Genomic DNA, 14,507 nt, shown 5'->3' on the forward strand with positions numbered 1-14,507 from the left:
CGCATCGAGCATCGAGCAGGACTACTTTCGGGCAAGGCTCCGGGGCGGATCGCGAAGGATCTGAACGCCGAGCACATCCCGGCGCCGCTGGAGGACTCCGCGCGCAAGAAGCCGATCAAGGGGTGGGCCATGTCCACCGTGCGCGCGCTGCTCCGAAACCCCAAGTACGCGGGCCGCTGGGCGTGGAACCAACGGAAATTCACCTCCATCAGCGGGCAGCGAGCGCCCTGTCCCCCAGCGCGTTCCTGGCTGATCGGCGACACGAGCGCGCTGCCGCCGACGAAACGCCGTTAGCTTTATTCTTGGGGCTGACCATCCGGTAGAGTCGGTACTGCCATGCCCCGTTCCATACTCGTCGCCATCATCGCTGCATCGTTGGTTGGCCTGCTCGGGCTCGCCGCGTTTGCCCACAGCGTGGCCGGGTTGACTGACCACACCGGGGTTGACCTGTTCGCGCAGGTGGTGACGGTCATCTCGTTGGCTCTGTGCCCCGCGTTCGCGATGTTCACGGTTCGTGGACTCCTCCGGCGCGGCGCGCGGACTCGTTACGTGGCGTTCGCCGTCAGCTTCGCGACATCGCTCGTCTTCGCGCTCATTCTGCTGGTGGCGCTCATCACGCTTGCGGCAGCGCGGCCCGGCCCGGTCGATTTCATCGTGCCGGTGGCCGTGGTCATTCTCAACGGCGCGCCAGTAGTGGCAGTCGCTTGGTCGCTCTCGCGACCTTCAGCAAAGACGTGGGTGACGTCGTCTCCCCCGGTGCACTGAGGAGCACTATCCGTAAAGCTCGAAGGGCGCTCTGGGCCTTCTCCGCGGGCTCGCTGGCCGCAAGGCTCCCGCCGACGGCGCCGCGAAGAAGGGCGCTCCCGGGTGGTCGAAGAGCCTCCTCCACTCGATGCTTCGCAACGAGCGGTACGTGGGCCGCTTCGTCTGGAACAAGCGGAAGTGGACCAAGGACCCTGCGACCGGCAAGCGCCGGTGCATCGCGCGCCCCGAGGCGGAGTGGGTACGCACGGAGCGGCGGGACCTGGCCATCGTGTCTCCGGAACTGTGGGCCAGGGTTCAGGCGCGCCACGCCGGCAATGCCCGCCCGTCGAACCGGAAACGCGAGTCGACCGGCTATGCGTTGTCAGGGCTCCTGCGGTGTGGCGTCTGCGGCGGCGCGATGTCGGTCGTCGCCCGGCGCATCAAGGACGGCGTGGCGTACGCTCGGTTCGGCTGCTCGACCCGTCATTCGCGCGGTGAGATGGGATGCTCGAACAAGCGCACGATCGGCGAGCGGACGCTAAACGTGGAGGTGCTTACGGCGCTTCGGAAGCGCCTGGCCTCCCCTGAAGTGGCGGGCTGGCTCTCCGACGTAGCCGCCGCCGCCGAGGCGCGGCGCGGCGGGGCGCCGCTTCGACCGATGGTCACGCCCGACTGACCGCCGATTTCGCCGCCGCGGAGGCTCGCATCGAGAAGGTCGCCGACGCCATCGCCCGGATCGGCTACTCGGAGCCCTTGGAGCGGAAGCTCCGGGTCGAGGAGGAGCGGGCCAGGGGCCTGCGGGCGCAGCTGGCCAGGGCGGCAGGAACGCCGAAGCGGATCGTCCGCCCGAAGCTCTCGGCGGCAATTCTCCTCGACCGACTCGCCGATCTGGCCGAGATTGCCGCGAAGAAGCCCCGTCAGGCCCGCGCAAGGCTCGCCGAGCTGGTCGAGACTGTCGTCCTGATGCCGCAGGGCGACGGACGGCTCAAGGCCACCCTGCGGCTGAAAAGCGAAACGGCCGCTCTGGCGAGCGGCCGTCCCGGTGTTGAACTAACTGGTTGCGGGGGCCCGCATCTGCCCTCGGAGTCCCCCGCTCCGGGGCCGATCTCGTTCTTCATGCCGAGGCTGCGGGCGCACTCCCCACGCCTAAGCGCGGGCGCCGTCACTGAGGCTACCCCTTGATCGAGTACCGGTAGATGCACGACTCCACGCGGACGAACGCCGGATCCCCTCTCTCGGACAGCACGGCGTCCGGTCTTGCCACGAAGATGCCCTGCTCCTCGACGAAGAAGGCGCTCGTCGGAATGAAGATCCCCATGCGATCAACGCGGAGATCTTTCCGCTCGATCCCAATCTCGTGCTCGATTTCTCCAAGAAGAGCGTCGCTGTTGCCCGTCTTGGTGACTTCAGCGGATAGGGCGCACAGGCGGTTGGCGTCGACGGCTGACTCGCGGGACCGGCACCCGCTCGAAGCGGTGACCAACAGCAGGGCGCACGTGGCCCACACAGCGGGGCGAAAAGAGCTGCGATGCCCCGGCTTGCCGATGGCGTCTCCATTGCGAAGGGGTCGTATGCGCGGAGGCATCGCAGGACAAGGTACCAGGATCGCGGTCGCCGCTGAGCATTCCCCCGGCGACGGGCTCGCAGGTCCACCGTCTAGGAGTCACATCGCCCGCGAAACCCCGGGGGGGGTGCACCGGATGAACCGCGGCGCGCCTACCAGAGGCGTTCGTCGTTCGAACGCGCTCCGCAGTTGGGGCAACGCTCGATGCGAAAAAGCACAGCAGGCGTTTGTGGCGGCCTCCACGCCCAGAAGAACACCCACTCGTCGCAGACGCGGCACTTCACGGAGGCCCCGACGAGCCCCCCGAGGAGCCACACCGCGCCCGTCGCGATCATCCAAGATGCGGCGCGTTCCGGCTCCGGATCGAGGAACGATGCGGCGAACGTGACGACGGGAGCTGGGTACAGGATCGAGGCCAGCACCGCCTTCCAGTACTGGTGCGTGGTGCGAAGCCAGATCGGTCGGAGGTCGGTGTCTGGGCGCATTTCGGCGCGGCTCTCAAAGCGCTCGTCGCAGCGCGCCATCATACCCACCGTCGTCGTCCAGTTGGCTGGGCATCTGCCACGGCTAGAAAGGATGGCCTCACGGGGCGAGCGAATGTTCATGCCCAGCGCGGAGCGCCAGGGTGTGGTCAGGAAGCGTTCTTCCTACGTGCCGCGCGGCGCGCGGTTCCAGCCCAGCGACGGGCTCGCAGGTGCACCGGCTGGGAGTCACAGCGCCGCGAAAGCCCCGGGGGGCATCAGGGAATACCGACGAACCCCGCCCACGCATTCACGATCAAGACCGCAAGGATGAGAGTGAGCGCGATAGACGCCGATGCCATGACCGCCCAGCGGCGATGCGGGCGCCGCATGGATGCCCACAAGAGTCCTGACCAGATGAACGCCAAGAACAGCCAGCCGAGTGCGTCGAGACCGTGAGCCCCAGCGTAGAAGAACCACGTCGGAGGTGGAGTCTGGAGCAGGACCAGATACGTCCAGATGCCCGTGAGGGCAGCGGCGGCGACGGACGCGAGAGGCAGCGAAGAACGGAACCGAGCGGCGTCGGAGGCATCGCCAGGCGCGGCCATCGCGCGATCTTACCTCTGCCCAGGTGACGACCTCGGCCCAAAAACGACCCCTTCGCTGTCCGCGCCGCGGCCGCCCGCTGGCCTGAGCTTCCACGGGGTCGCTCCGGTGGCCCTTTGCTGTCACCCGGCGAGGACGGCGCGCCGCACGGTCTCCCTGTTCACCCCAACGGCCTCTGCGGCTTCGCGGATGGACGCCCCGGCGCGGACACGCTCGACGGCTGCGGCCACCTTGAGCGCGGACGCCCTCGGCCGCCCCAGCCGCTTTCCCCTCCCGCCTCGCCCGCTCCAGCCCCGCCTTCGTGCGCTCGATCAGCCTCGTCCGCTCCTGCTCCGCGACCCAACCAAAGATGGCGACGAGCAGCGGGCGCACGGGCCCGGAGGTGTCCAGCCAGCCCTCGCGGACGGACAGCACGGGGGCTCCCAAGCATCCAGCTCGAGGACGGTGTTGATCGCGCCCGTCATCGAACGGTGGAGACGGTCCAGTGCCCAGACCGCGATGGACGCGGCCAGCGCGAACATCCCCGAGCATCCGGTCGAGCACGGGGCGGGCCTTCGCGGCGCTCTCCACCTCCTCGTAGATCACCGGCTCGTAGCCGCGGGCTGCAACCAGCTGGCGGACCTCGGCGATCTGGTTCTCGGCGGTCTGGCGGTCGGTGGAGACGCGGACGTAGAGGGCGGCTCGGCGGGTCGGGATGTTGTCCATGCCTCCGGTCTACGCGGCGCGATGCGGCGGCTGTCGCGCTCGACCTCGGCCTCCATGGACACGGTTGGCGTCGCTGTCGTCGGCCGCAACATCGACGCGCGCACCTGGCATCTGCCCGGATGGCAGGAGCCTCTGACCTTGGCGGCGGACGCCGGGGAACGGGCGATGCGCCTCGCCATCGCCTCGGCTCGCGTGCCACAGCGGATCCGCATGGGGGCGAGTTGGCTGAAGGACCAAGCGGCGAAGGTCGCCGCTACGCCCTGGGCGCCCAGGGCGTAGCGGCTACCTCGACCACGTCCTCTCAGGCCTGCTCCGGTGCGGGGCGTGCGGCTCCCCCCTGTCCATCGTGTCGCGGAAAATGAAGGGTGGGCGGACCTACGCGCAGTACGGCTGCTCCGCGCGCCACCACAAGGGCGCGTCGGTCTGCGCGAATGGGCTGACCATCGGTGAGGCGCGCCTGACGGACGCCGTCGTGGCCGCGCTCCGGTCCTACTTTTCGTCCCCCGAATACGAGAGGTGGCTCGCGGACGCGTACGAGGCCAACCAGCGGGCCCGCGCGCGAGCAGCGCGCCGGGACGACGAGGTGGCGCGGCTGGAGCGGGAGGTCCGGTCCGCGGAGGCCCGCGTCGAGAAGGTCACCGAGGCGCTCGCCCGGATCGGCTACTCCGAGCCCCTCGCCGCGAAGCTGAAGTCCGAGGAGGCGAAGCTGCTGGACGCCCGCACGGCTCTCGCCCTGGCGGCTCCCGCCGCCAAGGCCGCGACGCCGCCCCCGTCGTACTCCCGCGCAGCGGTCCTCGCGGTCATCGAGAACCTCGCCAGCGCCGTCCTGGCGAAGCCGCAGAAGGGCAAGGCGCTGCTCCAGGCGGTCGTGGAGGGGATCCTCATGGAGCCCTCGCCGGATGGCTACGCGGTGCGCCTGACCCTGAAAAAGACCAACCCCGCTGCCTTGGAGGGCAGCGGGGCGGGTGACTACCAGACTGGTTGCGGGGGCAGGATTTGAACCTGCGACCTTCGGGTTATGAGCCCGACGAGCTACCTGGCTGCTCCACCCCGCGTCAGGTGGGAAAAGCGTCGAAGCGAGGCGGGGTTCTACAGGTGGCCCCCCCGCCGGTCAAGACTTTTCTCGAAGCCAGCGAAGGGGGCCGGAATCCGCTCGTACGCTGGCCCGCGTGGAGCCGCTGGACCTCGCCCGCCCCTTCGACTCCGGGCGCGCTCCGCGCGCCCTACGCTCAGGGCGAACGGAGGATCCCTGGCGTCGCCCTGCCCGCCTGTCACCCCCGCCCCCGACGCATCAGCGCCCCTGGCACCAGGAACAGCGCCGCGATCACGACCATCGTCGCGCCGGTCGGGATCTCCCACAACCACGACAGCACGTAGCCGACCGCGGCGGAGATCACGCCGATCCCGCCGGCCAGGGCGAACGCCGGGCGGAAGCCCACGCGGGCGAGGAGCGCCGCCGCCGCGGGGAGCGTCAGGAACGCGAACACCGGCAGCGCGCCGAGCGCCCGCGCCGTCACCGGGATCGCGAGCCCGATCGTGAGGAACAGGAGCGCGTCCCAGCGCGCCACCGGCATCCCGAGCGAGAGCGCGGTCTCCGGGTCGAACGACACGAACGCGAGCTCCTTCGCGAACAGGGCGTGGACCGCGGTGCAGACGAGCGCGACCACCGCGATCACCATCAGGTCTCCGGCGGGCACCGCGACCGCGTTCCCGAAGACCATCCCGCCGAGGTCGTGGGCGGCATGCACGAGCTGGCTCACGCCGAGCACCACCGCGGCCGACGCCGCCACCCACGCGCCGCCGACGCTCGCCTCGGCCGGCAGCCGCCGCGGCCGGAGCGCGCCGAGGACCAGCGCGCCCGCGACCGAGAATAGGATCGCGACGGCGAGCTGCTCCGACGCGTGCTCCGTCTCGATGTGCACCCGCTCCTCGACGAGCAGGGTCGCCACGAGCCCGAGCGTCGAGAGCTGCGTGAGCGCCGCGGACACGAACACGGTGCGCCTCAGCACCACGTAGACGCCGAGGAACCCGAGCAGCGCCCCCGCGACGACGGAGGCCGCGAGCGGGATCTCCCAGATCTCCCGAGCCGAGAGGAACTCGGCGAGCTTGCCCGGCTGCGCGAGCTCGTTCACGCGGCACCTCCAGCCCCGTTCACGGGGTAGAGGATCCGCCGCCCCTCGAACTCGCGGACCGCGACGGGCCGGCCGTAGAGCGCGCCGAGCGCCTCCGGCCGGAGCATCTCCTCGAGCGAGCCGACCCGGAACAGGGTCTGGTCCTTGTCCACGAAGGCGAGCGCCTGTGCGTAGTTCGCCACCGCCTCGAGCCGGTGCGAGACCATGACGATGGCGAGCCCGCCCGCGCGGTGGAGCGCGCGCAGGAGGTCCATCGTCGCGAGCTCGGCCGCGGGATCCATCCCGTTCGTCGGCTCGTCGAGCACGAGCAGCTCCGGCTCGGCGGCGAGCGCCCGCGCGATGAGCGTGCGCTGCCGCTGGCCGCCGGACATCTCGCCGTAGGGCATGTCGACGAGGTGCTCGATGCCGACCGTCGCCATCGCCCGCCGCACCGCCTCGCGGTCCTCCGCACCCGGCCGCCGCCACGGTCCGAGCCCCGGGACGCGGCCCATCAGCGCGACCTCGCCCGCCGTGAAGGGCCAGACCGCGTCCACGTGGTCCCGCTGCGGCACGTACCCGACCCGCACCGGGCGCGGCCGTACGAGCCGGCCGCCGAGCAGCGGCAGCGCGCCGAGCAGCGACCGGAGCACCGTGGTCTTCCCGCCGCCGTTCGGGCCCACCATCGCGAGGAACGCCCCGGGATCGACCACCAGGTCGACGCCGTTAAGCAGCGCGCGCCCGCGGTACCCGACCGTCGCCCGCTCCAGCGCCACGAGCGCGCTCATCGCAGCGCTCCCGCGACGCGCGACACGAGCATGTCCATGTACTTCTCGTACGTCGGCGTGCCCGGCTCCGCGCCGACGTCGCCGGGGATCCGGGCGAGCGTGGCCCCGGCGTGACGGGCGACGACCTCGGCCGACTTCGTGTCGTAGTAGTCCTCGACGACGATCGCCTTCACGCCCTCGCGCTGCGCCCGGCCGACCAGCTCGGCGAGATAGCTCGGGGGCGCGGGCACGCCGGGGCGCGGCTCGATCTCGCCCGCGGAGACGATCCCGCTCCAGTCGAGGAAGTACGTGAACGTGCGGTGCTGGGTGAAGATCTTCCTCCCCTTCGCCGGCGCGAGCTGCGCCTGCCATCGTGCCATCGCGGGCTCGAGCCGGCTCCGGAGCGCGGACAGGTTCTGCCGGTAATCGGCGGCGCCGCCGGGGTCGAGCGCCGCGAGCCTGTCGGCGATCGCCGCCGCGACCTGGAGCGCACGCCGCGGATCGGTGAGGAAGTGCGGGTTGCCCGCGGGGTGGAGGTCGCCGCGGCTGCGATCCACCGGGCCGGTCGGGACGTCGAGGACCGTCACGGCGCTCGCCGCGGTGAGCCGGCGCTTGCCGCCGGGCTGGATGTCGGCGTTCCGCGACTGGTTCACGAGCGGCGGGAGCCAGCCGATCTCGAGCTCGAGGCCGACGTCCACGAGGAGGTCTGCGTTCCGGAGCTTCACCGCGAGCATGGGGTTCGCGTCCACGAAGTGCGGGTCCTGCACGCCGCGCGACAGGCTCTCGACGTCGGCGCGCTTGCCGCCGACGTCCTTCGCGAGCGCCGCGAGGCCCTCGGTCGTGGTGACGACCTTCACGGCCGCCGCGGCGCGGAGCGGCAGCGCCGCGAGGAGGGCCGCGCCGCCGACGGCGGCGAGGCGGAGGAGCGAGGGGAGCTTCGTTGCCGGGTTCATGTCCGAGGGGTCCTCTCTAGAAGGGGTGCGCGCCGTGCGCGCCGATGCCGAACTCGAAGTGGAGCAGCACCTCGGGCCCGCCGCCGCCGCCCGGCGGCCGGTCCCAGGCGAGCTGAAGCCGGATGCGCTGGAACTCCGACGGGAGCCACGCGCCCACCGCCGACACGCGCTGCTCGATGCCGGCAGCGGTCGCGCCGGGCGTGTCCGGCACGCCCGCCGGGGCCTGCTCGTAGCGCACGCCCCAGCCCCACCATGCGTCCTGCCTCCAGAACGCCTGCGCCCACCAGCCGGTCCGCGTCGCGGAGTCCTGGCCGGGGACGTCGCGGTACTTGCGCGCGTACACCTCGCCCTGCAGCGCGAGGTACGACCGGCTTTGCAGCGGCCGGACGCGGAGGTACGCGTCGGCGCCGCCGAGGTCGCGGAACGCGCCCCCGGTCCCCTCCCCGCGCCGCGCGGCGGACACCCCGACGCCGAGCGTGGCCGCGTCGCCGAACGGGAAGTACTGCAGCAGGCGCGCCGCGCCCGTGAGGCCACCTTCCTTCTCGCCGTACGGCGCCGTGTCCTGCGCCGCGAGGTGGAGCTCCGCGTACCACGGCAGCGGCGCCAGCCACGCGACGTCGACGCCGGGGCCGGACAGCACGTCCTCGGCGAGGAGGCGGCTCCGCACGAGCGGCATGTCCACGAACTCGAGCACGTGCGGGTGCTGCTGGTTCTGGCGCCCGAACGGGCTGAAGAACTTCCCCGCGCGGACCTGGAGGCCTGCCGGCAGCGACAGCGTCGTGGCATACGCCTCCTCGACGTCCACGCCGTCCGGGTTGAAGGAGAGGAACGCGTCGGCGCGGACGTAGGGATCGACGACGGCCTGCAGCCCCAGCTCCAGTTCCTGGAAGTAGAAGTGCGGCGTGCCCTTCGGGCCGAATGCCTCGGGGCGCGGCGACCGCGTCGCGACGTCGTAGCCGTCGAGCGCGGCGCCGAACGAGCCGATCGCGCTGAGGTCCGGCATCAGCAGGAGGCGCGCGTACGGGCTGCCGCCCTGCGGCCCCTGCCCGGCGGGTGCGGTGCCGCCCTGGTCGGGCGCCGCGCCGGGCGTGGCGGCGGGGGCGGCGGGCTGCGCGGGAGGCGTCGCGCCGAGCTCCTTCGCGATCTGCTCCTCGAGCTTTCGCTTCTCCTCGTCGGACTGGGGCTGCGCTGGGGGCTGCGATGGCGACTGCGGAGTGGACTGCGACTGCGGTGACGACTGGGACTGCGACGCCGACTGCGATGTCGACTGCGGCTGCTGCTGCGGCGGCGCCGAACCACCGGCGCCAGGATCCTGGCCGCGAGCCGGCCAGGATGCCGACAGCGCGGCGAGCACGCTCGCCGCGAGCACGGTACGCATGGCTCTTCACCTCGACGCGCACGCGGCGCGCCACCCGGAGACGAAGCGCAGGCGGCGCGCACGCGCGCCACCCGGACACTACCCGTCTACGCGGCGATCGGAGGTGACTGTCCCGGGACCGCGCCCAGCGGGGCGCCGCCGAGGTGCGGGAGCACCGGCGCGCGCTCGGGTGCGGCGACGACGACCACGACCGGCGCGACGTCTGGCGTCGCGGTGCGCGCGGCGTCCGCGTGACGGACGACGCAGACGGCGCAGTCGTCCGCACCGTGGGGCCCCGTGTGGACGTGCGGCGCCGCGGCCGTGACGACCAGGAACACGGCGAGGCCGGCGGCGACGAGGGCGCGCATCGACCGCAAGCATTGTGGCGAACGCCGGGTCGTGTCAACCCGAACGACCCCGGCGCGCCCTCCCACTCCGGGCCGGCGCAGCGCCTCGGCGCCACGCTCAGGGCGAACGGATCGGGTCCGCGCACCGCTCCGGGACCGCCACTCACCCACCGAGAACGCCCCCTGCGCGGAGCGCGGCGATCTCCTCCGCCCCGAACCCGGCCTCCGCGAGCACCTCGGCCCCGTGCTCTCCGAGGCGCGGCGCGGGCCGGCGCGGTGCGGCGACGCCCCGGATCCGCACGGGCGAGGCCACGCCCGGGATGGCCCGACCCTCCCACGGCGTGTCCACCTCGACGAACGCGCCGCGCGCGGCGAGCTGCGGATCGGCGCGGGGCTCGTCGCCCTCGAGCACGGGGGCGAGGCAGACGTCGTGCGCCGCCGCGAACGCCGCCCACTCGTCCCGCGTCCGCGAGGCGAAGATCGCCTCGAGCTCCGCGCGCGGCCCCGCGCCGCCGCCCTCGAGCTGGCGCTCCGCGAGCTCGGGCCGTCCGGCCGCCTCGCAGAACGCGGCGAAGAACTTGGGTTCGAGCGCGCCGAGCGCGACGAAGCGGCGGTCGCGCGTCTCGTACACGCCGTAGCACGCGGCGCCGCCGGACAGCAGCTCGCGGCCACGCGCGAGCGGCGTGCCGCGCGCGGCGGCGATCCCGAGCGGCATCGCGAGCAGCGCGAGCGCGCCCTCCGTCATCGAGACGTCGACGTGGGCGCCCCGCCCCGTCGCGGCGCGTCCCACGAGCGCAGCGAGCATGCCCGTCACCGCCGGCCACGCGCCGCCCGCGACGTCCGCGAGCTGCACGCCCGGGGGCGCCGGCGCCTCGGGCGGCCCGCAGAGAGCGAGCACGCCGGCGACCGCGCAGTAGTCGAGGTCGTGCCCCGCGCGCGTCGCGTACGGACCGTCCTGCCCGTAGCCGGTGATCGAGCAGAGGACGAGCCCGGGGTTCACGGCCCGGAGCGCCTCGTACCCGAGGCCGAGCCGGTCGAGCACGCCGGGCCGGAAGGACTCGACGATCGCGTCCGCGCGCCCGGCCAGCCGCAGGAAGGCGGCACGGCCGTCGGGGCGCGCGAGGTCGAGGGCCAGGGAGCGCTTGTTGCGGTTCAGCGCGTGGTACGCCCCGGACTGCGCGCCCGCGAGCGGCGGCATCCAGCGGATCCAGTCCCCGCCGCCGGGGTCCTCCACCTTCACGACGTCGGCGCCGAGATCGGCGAGGACGAGCGTCGCGTACGGGCCGGGCAGCAGGCGCGAGAGATCGAGGACGCGGATCCCCTCGAGCGGGAGCGGCACGGGGCGCCCGCCTGCGCTCAGATCAGGATCTGCTGCAGCTTCATCGCGAGCCCCATGTCGCCCTGGATCTTGAGCTTACCGGACATGAAGGCCATCTGCGGGTTGAGCTTCCCGTTCACGATGTTGAGGAAGTCGGTGTCGGTCGCGGCGACGGTGCACTTCGCGTTCGTGGTCGAGCCGGCCGAGATCTTCCCGCCGGGCGCGGTGCAGTCCACCGACCAGCTCCCGCCCCCCGGGCCGCTGATGTTGAACTGGTAGATGGCGTTGATCTTCCCGAGCACGTCCGGCTTCGCCTGGAACTTCGAGGGGATGTGGCGATCGAAGACGTCCTGCACGCTCGTCACTTGCTCGGCCATCGGCGCTCCCGTCGGGCGAACGGATCGATTCCGGAATCGGGTGGAACCTATTGGCCGCTCCCGGGCCTGTCAAGCGAGGGAGCCGAGGCGGCGATCGCTCACCATCAAACGCGGCGGCCCTGCACGACGTCGTTCACCGCGGCGGTGAGGGCGTCGGGATCGACGGGCTTGATGAGGACCGCGTCGACGTCCTTCCCGCGGGCGCGCGTGATGTCCTCGCGCTCCGCCCACCCCGTGACGATCACGACCGGCACCGTCGGCGCGATCGCCTTGGCGGCCTTGGCCATCTCGAGCCCGCCCATGCCCGGCATGCCGACGTCGGTGACGACGACGTCGACCGAGTGCTCGGACAGCGTCTTGAGACCGTCCTGACCGCTCGCCGCCGAGAACACCTCGCACCCGGAGGCCGAGAGCACCTCGGCCATCAGCTCCCGGTTGTCGTCGTCGTCCTCGACGAGGAGGACGCGCAGCCCGCTCTGGTCCATGCGACCCCTTCCCCGATGCGGCCGGTCACGACCGGGACAACCGCCACACGCTCACTTAACCACCGCCCCCGGGGACGCGCGAGCGCCTCAAGGGGGCTATTCACCCTGCTCGGCGTAGAACGCGTCGAGCACCTCGCGGTAGCGCTGCGTGACGACCTTCCGCTTCACCTTGAGCGTGGGGGTGAGCTCACCCGTGTCCTGCGTGAAATCGCGGGGCAGGATGGCGAATTTCTTGATCGTGGCATAGCTCGCCTGCTTCGCGTTGAGCGCGTCCACCGCCTGCTGGATCCGCGCGCGCATCCGCGGGTCCTGGTGGAGACCCTCGCCGGCGGGGAGCCGGTTGTCGGCCGCCCACCTCCGGGCGTTCTCCTCGTTCAAGGTGATGAGCGCCGAGAGGAACTTCCGCTTGTCGCCGTGGACCACCACCTGCGAGACGAGCGGATCGGTCTTGAGCTCGTTCTCGAGGTTCTGCGGCGCGACGTTCTTCCCGCCGGCCGTGACGATGATGTCCTTCTTCCGGTCGGTGATCTTGAGGTGGCCGGCCTCGTCGACGAAGCCGATGTCGCCGGTGTAGAGCCACCCGTCCTTCAGCACCTCCGCGGTCGCGGCCTCGTTCCCGTAGTAGCCCTTCATCACGCAGCCGCCCTTCACGAGGATCTCGCCGTCCTCGGCGATGCGGACCTGCGTGCCGGGGACCGGCGGGCCCACCGTGCCGATCCGGTTCTGACCCGGCCGGTTCACGAAGGTCCCGGCGGACGTCTCGGTGAGCCCGTAGCCCTCGAGGATCGTGAAGCCGAGCACCTGGAAGAACCAGGCGATCTTCGGCGAGAGGGGCGCGCCGCCGGAGACGAAGAGGCGCATCCGCCCTCCGAACCGCTCCGCGAGGGCGTGGGACAGCTTCGGGAACACGAGCTTCTTCCCGATCAGCATCCCGAACGACGCGTACTCCTTCCCCTGCTCCTTCGCCGTCGCGTACTGCTCGAAGCTCTCCATCGAGAGGTGGAAGAGCTTGCCCTTGAGGCCCGGCGTCGCGAGGCCCTTCGTGACCACGGTGTTGTACGCCTTCTCGAAGATGCGTGGCACCGCCGGCATCACCGTCGGCCGGACCTCGGCGGCGTTGTCCATGATCTTGTCGAGCGACTCGACGAACGCGGCCGTCGCGCCGGTCGCGAACCACACCGCCTCGATGACCTTCGCGAACGAGTGGGCCATCGGCAGGAACATGAGGACGACGTCCTGCTCGTTGATGATCTTGATCTCCTCGATCGCGTACGCCTCGTAGACCCAGTTGCCGTGGGTGAGGATGACGCCCTTCGGGTTGCCGGTCGTCCCCGACGTGTAGATGAAGCTCGCCGGATCGTCGCGACCGATCTTCGCGAGCCGCTCCTCGTGCGCCCGCGGGTGCGCGTTCCGCCACTCGGCGCCGGCGCGCTCCACGTCGGCGAGGGTGTGCTCGAACTCGCCCTGCGCCGGACCCTGCGCCCGGATGACGCCCTCGAGCGCGGGAAGCTGCGCCCGCACCTCGCGGATCTTCGCGACCTGGACCTCCGAGTCGCAGAAGATGAACCGCGCGCCCGAGTCCGCCAGGATGTACTGGCACTCCGCCGGGCGGTTCGACTGGTAGATCGTCACGGTGATGGCGCCGGCGCCGAGGATGCCGAGGTCGGCGAGGATCCACTCGAGGTTCGTCTCGCCGATGATCGCGATCCGGTCGCCGGGGCGGACGCCCATCGCCGCGAGCCCGTCCGCGACGTCCCGCGCCCGCCTCGCCATCTCCGTCCAGGAGACGTCCTCCCAGCCCCCGCCGCGCTTGTGCTTCACCGCCGCGCGCGCGCCACGCAGGCGCGCCTGCTCCTCGAACAGCGCGACGAGGTTCTGCGCCACCGGCGCGCCCTTCCTCAGCTCCGCCTCGGCGATCATCGCAGGTCCCTCCTCACTTCAGCTCGTCCCGCGCCACCTTCTGCCAGCGACGCTCCTCGGGCGCATCGTACCGGCCCGGCTCGCCCGACGCTGCTCTCTCGAGCTGGGCCCGCGCCGCCTTCTTCTCGCCCTCCTTCTCGTAGAGGTCGGCGAGGTAGACGCGGGCCCGGACGTTGTCCGGGTTCTTCTTCAGGGCCGCGAGGAGCGCCTGCTCGCTCTTCCGCGCGTCGTACTTCGGCCAGGGCAGCTTGAACCAGAAGCGTCCCCACGCCGTCTGGATGCTGCCGTTCTGGAAGTTGGGATCGATCCGCTCCGCCTTCGAGAGCCGGTCCTTGAACTTCCCCTCGATGCCCTGCCGCAGCGCGCTGAAGATGCCGATCCCGAGCGAGTAGTTCCCCATCCCCGCGGCGGCGAAGTGATAGCCCTCGACGCGGTTCGGGTTCGCGGCGATCGCCTTGTCGCCGTATTCCCAGCCTTTCTTGCCGAGCTTGCTCTTCGCGTCGTTCGGAAGCGCGGGGTCGTCCGAAAGCCAGAAGTAGAGGCGCGCGAGGCGCCAGAGCACCTCGTAGTCGCCGGGCGCGCGCTGCTCGGCGGCCTCGAGCTTCGTCCGGATCTCTTCGATCGCCCCCGGCTGGTCGCGGCGCTCGTACGCGGCGTCCGCTTCCTTCAGGAGCGCGCCGGCGCCGGCGTCTTGGCGCGCCGCGTCATCGGCCGGCGTGGTGCCCGACGGCTGCTGGGCCAGGGTCGGGGCTGCGGCGAGCGCGCACAGCACGAGCAGCAGGCGACTGGGCATCG

19 protein-coding genes, 1 tRNA gene and 1 pseudogene are annotated in these 14,507 nt (G+C 71.7%); 5 read left to right on the forward strand and 16 right to left on the reverse strand.

The genetic code is table 11. The features are described 5' to 3' along the window. The first annotated feature begins 75 nt into the window (after positions 1 to 75). The 4 genes from AMOR_RS29765 (at position 76) to AMOR_RS02730 (ending at position 1,926) form a co-directional block, all read left to right on the forward strand. Positions 76 to 294: a recombinase family protein gene (locus tag AMOR_RS29765; protein WP_404800974.1), complete on the forward strand. Its 219-nt coding sequence runs from the start codon at positions 76 to 78 to the stop codon at positions 292 to 294. A gap of 42 nt (positions 295 to 336) precedes the next feature. Beyond that, on the forward strand, positions 337 to 765 hold the full coding sequence (locus AMOR_RS02720; RefSeq protein WP_248358186.1) for a hypothetical protein: 429 nt from the start codon (positions 337 to 339) through the stop codon (positions 763 to 765). A gap of 127 nt (positions 766 to 892) precedes the next feature. Further along, positions 893 to 1,420, forward strand: a complete 528-nt coding sequence (locus AMOR_RS02725) for a recombinase family protein (RefSeq protein WP_404800931.1) — start codon at positions 893 to 895, stop codon at positions 1,418 to 1,420. A gap of 77 nt (positions 1,421 to 1,497) precedes the next feature. Then, positions 1,498 to 1,926 carry a hypothetical protein gene (locus tag AMOR_RS02730; RefSeq protein WP_248358188.1) on the forward strand — a complete coding sequence of 143 codons (429 nt, stop codon included), beginning with the start codon at positions 1,498 to 1,500 and terminating at the stop codon, positions 1,924 to 1,926. Here AMOR_RS02730 and AMOR_RS02735 read toward each other — a convergent pair. From AMOR_RS02735 to AMOR_RS29775, 5 genes and pseudogenes are all read right to left on the reverse strand, one after another. After that, the gene (locus AMOR_RS02735; protein WP_248358190.1) at positions 1,916 to 2,062 is read right to left on the reverse strand and encodes a hypothetical protein; all 147 of its coding nucleotides are present in this window, start codon (positions 2,060 to 2,062) and stop codon (positions 1,916 to 1,918) included. The two genes, AMOR_RS02730 and AMOR_RS02735, sit on opposite strands and share 11 nt — an antisense overlap. 398 nt (positions 2,063 to 2,460) lie before the next feature. Next, positions 2,461 to 2,835: a hypothetical protein gene (locus AMOR_RS02740; protein ID WP_248358192.1), complete on the reverse strand. Its 375-nt coding sequence runs from the start codon at positions 2,833 to 2,835 to the stop codon at positions 2,461 to 2,463. Positions 2,836 to 3,047: 212 nt separating this feature from the next. Beyond that, on the reverse strand, positions 3,048 to 3,377 hold the full coding sequence (locus tag AMOR_RS02745; protein ID WP_248358194.1) for a hypothetical protein: 330 nt from the start codon (positions 3,375 to 3,377) through the stop codon (positions 3,048 to 3,050). Between the two features lie 120 nt (positions 3,378 to 3,497). Then, positions 3,498 to 3,605 (reverse strand): helix-turn-helix domain-containing protein, encoded by a 108-nt coding sequence (locus AMOR_RS29770; RefSeq protein WP_404800932.1) that lies wholly within the window; start codon positions 3,603 to 3,605, stop codon positions 3,498 to 3,500. A gap of 94 nt (positions 3,606 to 3,699) precedes the next feature. Beyond that, positions 3,700 to 4,080 (reverse strand): annotated as a pseudogene (locus AMOR_RS29775) (recombinase family protein); the annotation flags it as partial. A gap of 358 nt (positions 4,081 to 4,438) precedes the next feature. On the opposite strand from AMOR_RS29775, the gene AMOR_RS02755 reads away from it, so the two are divergent. Next, entirely contained in the window at positions 4,439 to 5,080 is a 642-nt protein-coding gene (locus AMOR_RS02755; RefSeq protein WP_404800933.1) for a hypothetical protein, read from the forward strand. Here the strand turns inward: AMOR_RS02755 and AMOR_RS02760 are convergent. The 11 genes from AMOR_RS02760 to AMOR_RS02810 all read right to left on the reverse strand — a co-directional run bounded on the left by AMOR_RS02760 (position 5,059) and on the right by AMOR_RS02810 (position 14,505). Then, a tRNA-Met gene (locus AMOR_RS02760) sits at positions 5,059 to 5,135 on the reverse strand. The two genes, AMOR_RS02755 and AMOR_RS02760, sit on opposite strands and share 22 nt — an antisense overlap. Positions 5,136 to 5,351: 216 nt before the next feature. Next, the gene (locus tag AMOR_RS02765; RefSeq protein ID WP_248358200.1) at positions 5,352 to 6,212 is read right to left on the reverse strand and encodes a metal ABC transporter permease; all 861 of its coding nucleotides are present in this window, start codon (positions 6,210 to 6,212) and stop codon (positions 5,352 to 5,354) included. Further along, on the reverse strand, positions 6,209 to 6,976 hold the full coding sequence (locus AMOR_RS02770; protein ID WP_248358202.1) for a metal ABC transporter ATP-binding protein: 768 nt from the start codon (positions 6,974 to 6,976) through the stop codon (positions 6,209 to 6,211). Before AMOR_RS02770 ends, AMOR_RS02765 begins: the two co-directional genes overlap by 4 nt. Then, positions 6,973 to 7,908 carry a metal ABC transporter substrate-binding protein gene (locus AMOR_RS02775; protein WP_248358204.1) on the reverse strand — a complete coding sequence of 312 codons (936 nt, stop codon included), beginning with the start codon at positions 7,906 to 7,908 and terminating at the stop codon, positions 6,973 to 6,975. Before AMOR_RS02775 ends, AMOR_RS02770 begins: the two co-directional genes overlap by 4 nt. A gap of 16 nt (positions 7,909 to 7,924) precedes the next feature. After that, positions 7,925 to 9,286 (reverse strand): hypothetical protein, encoded by a 1,362-nt coding sequence (locus tag AMOR_RS02780; protein WP_248358206.1) that lies wholly within the window; start codon positions 9,284 to 9,286, stop codon positions 7,925 to 7,927. 86 nt (positions 9,287 to 9,372) lie between these two features. Then, entirely contained in the window at positions 9,373 to 9,633 is a 261-nt protein-coding gene (locus tag AMOR_RS02785) for a hypothetical protein (protein ID WP_248358209.1), read from the reverse strand. 142 nt (positions 9,634 to 9,775) lie between these two features. Then, positions 9,776 to 10,951 (reverse strand): CaiB/BaiF CoA transferase family protein, encoded by a 1,176-nt coding sequence (locus tag AMOR_RS02790; RefSeq protein ID WP_248358211.1) that lies wholly within the window; start codon positions 10,949 to 10,951, stop codon positions 9,776 to 9,778. Between the two features lie 17 nt (positions 10,952 to 10,968). After that, positions 10,969 to 11,307, reverse strand: coding sequence for an SCP2 sterol-binding domain-containing protein (locus AMOR_RS02795; RefSeq protein WP_248358213.1), 339 nt, complete (start codon positions 11,305 to 11,307; stop codon positions 10,969 to 10,971). Positions 11,308 to 11,411: 104 nt separating this feature from the next. Beyond that, a complete protein-coding gene (locus tag AMOR_RS02800) occupies positions 11,412 to 11,792 on the reverse strand; it encodes a response regulator (RefSeq protein WP_248358215.1) in 381 nt (126 codons plus the stop codon). Between the two features lie 96 nt (positions 11,793 to 11,888). Then, positions 11,889 to 13,712 carry an AMP-dependent synthetase/ligase gene (locus AMOR_RS02805; protein WP_248358217.1) on the reverse strand — a complete coding sequence of 608 codons (1,824 nt, stop codon included), beginning with the start codon at positions 13,710 to 13,712 and terminating at the stop codon, positions 11,889 to 11,891. A 13-nt stretch (positions 13,713 to 13,725) separates the two neighbouring features. Then, complete coding sequence (locus AMOR_RS02810; protein WP_248358219.1) at positions 13,726 to 14,505, reverse strand: tetratricopeptide repeat protein; 780 nt, start codon at positions 14,503 to 14,505, stop codon at positions 13,726 to 13,728. Between the last annotated feature and the right edge of the window lie 2 nt (positions 14,506 to 14,507).

Source organism: Anaeromyxobacter oryzae (assembly GCF_023169945.1).
GTDB classification, from domain to species: Bacteria; Myxococcota; Myxococcia; order Myxococcales; family Anaeromyxobacteraceae; genus Anaeromyxobacter; species Anaeromyxobacter oryzae.

Excerpts from the sequence above, each read along its gene's own strand:
- AMOR_RS02720 (WP_248358186.1), top strand. The coding sequence starts at position 337 with ATGCCCCGTTCCATACTCGTCGCCATCATCGCTGCATCGTTGGTTGGC.
- AMOR_RS02725 (WP_404800931.1), top strand. The coding sequence starts at position 893 with ATGCTTCGCAACGAGCGGTACGTGGGCCGCTTCGTCTGGAACAAGCGG.
- AMOR_RS02735 (WP_248358190.1), bottom strand. The coding sequence starts at position 2,062 with ATGGGGATCTTCATTCCGACGAGCGCCTTCTTCGTCGAGGAGCAGGGC.
- AMOR_RS02740 (WP_248358192.1), bottom strand. The coding sequence starts at position 2,835 with ATGATGGCGCGCTGCGACGAGCGCTTTGAGAGCCGCGCCGAAATGCGC.
- AMOR_RS02745 (WP_248358194.1), bottom strand. The coding sequence starts at position 3,377 with ATGGCCGCGCCTGGCGATGCCTCCGACGCCGCTCGGTTCCGTTCTTCG.
- AMOR_RS02755 (WP_404800933.1), top strand. The coding sequence starts at position 4,439 with ATGAAGGGTGGGCGGACCTACGCGCAGTACGGCTGCTCCGCGCGCCAC.
- AMOR_RS02770 (WP_248358202.1), bottom strand. The coding sequence starts at position 6,976 with ATGAGCGCGCTCGTGGCGCTGGAGCGGGCGACGGTCGGGTACCGCGGG.
- AMOR_RS02775 (WP_248358204.1), bottom strand. The coding sequence starts at position 7,908 with ATGAACCCGGCAACGAAGCTCCCCTCGCTCCTCCGCCTCGCCGCCGTC.
- AMOR_RS02780 (WP_248358206.1), bottom strand. The coding sequence starts at position 9,286 with ATGCGTACCGTGCTCGCGGCGAGCGTGCTCGCCGCGCTGTCGGCATCC.
- AMOR_RS02785 (WP_248358209.1), bottom strand. The coding sequence starts at position 9,633 with ATGCGCGCCCTCGTCGCCGCCGGCCTCGCCGTGTTCCTGGTCGTCACG.
- AMOR_RS02795 (WP_248358213.1), bottom strand. The coding sequence starts at position 11,307 with ATGGCCGAGCAAGTGACGAGCGTGCAGGACGTCTTCGATCGCCACATC.
- AMOR_RS02800 (WP_248358215.1), bottom strand. The coding sequence starts at position 11,792 with ATGGACCAGAGCGGGCTGCGCGTCCTCCTCGTCGAGGACGACGACGAC.
- AMOR_RS02805 (WP_248358217.1), bottom strand. The coding sequence starts at position 13,712 with ATGATCGCCGAGGCGGAGCTGAGGAAGGGCGCGCCGGTGGCGCAGAAC.
- AMOR_RS02810 (WP_248358219.1), bottom strand. The coding sequence starts at position 14,505 with ATGCCCAGTCGCCTGCTGCTCGTGCTGTGCGCGCTCGCCGCAGCCCCG.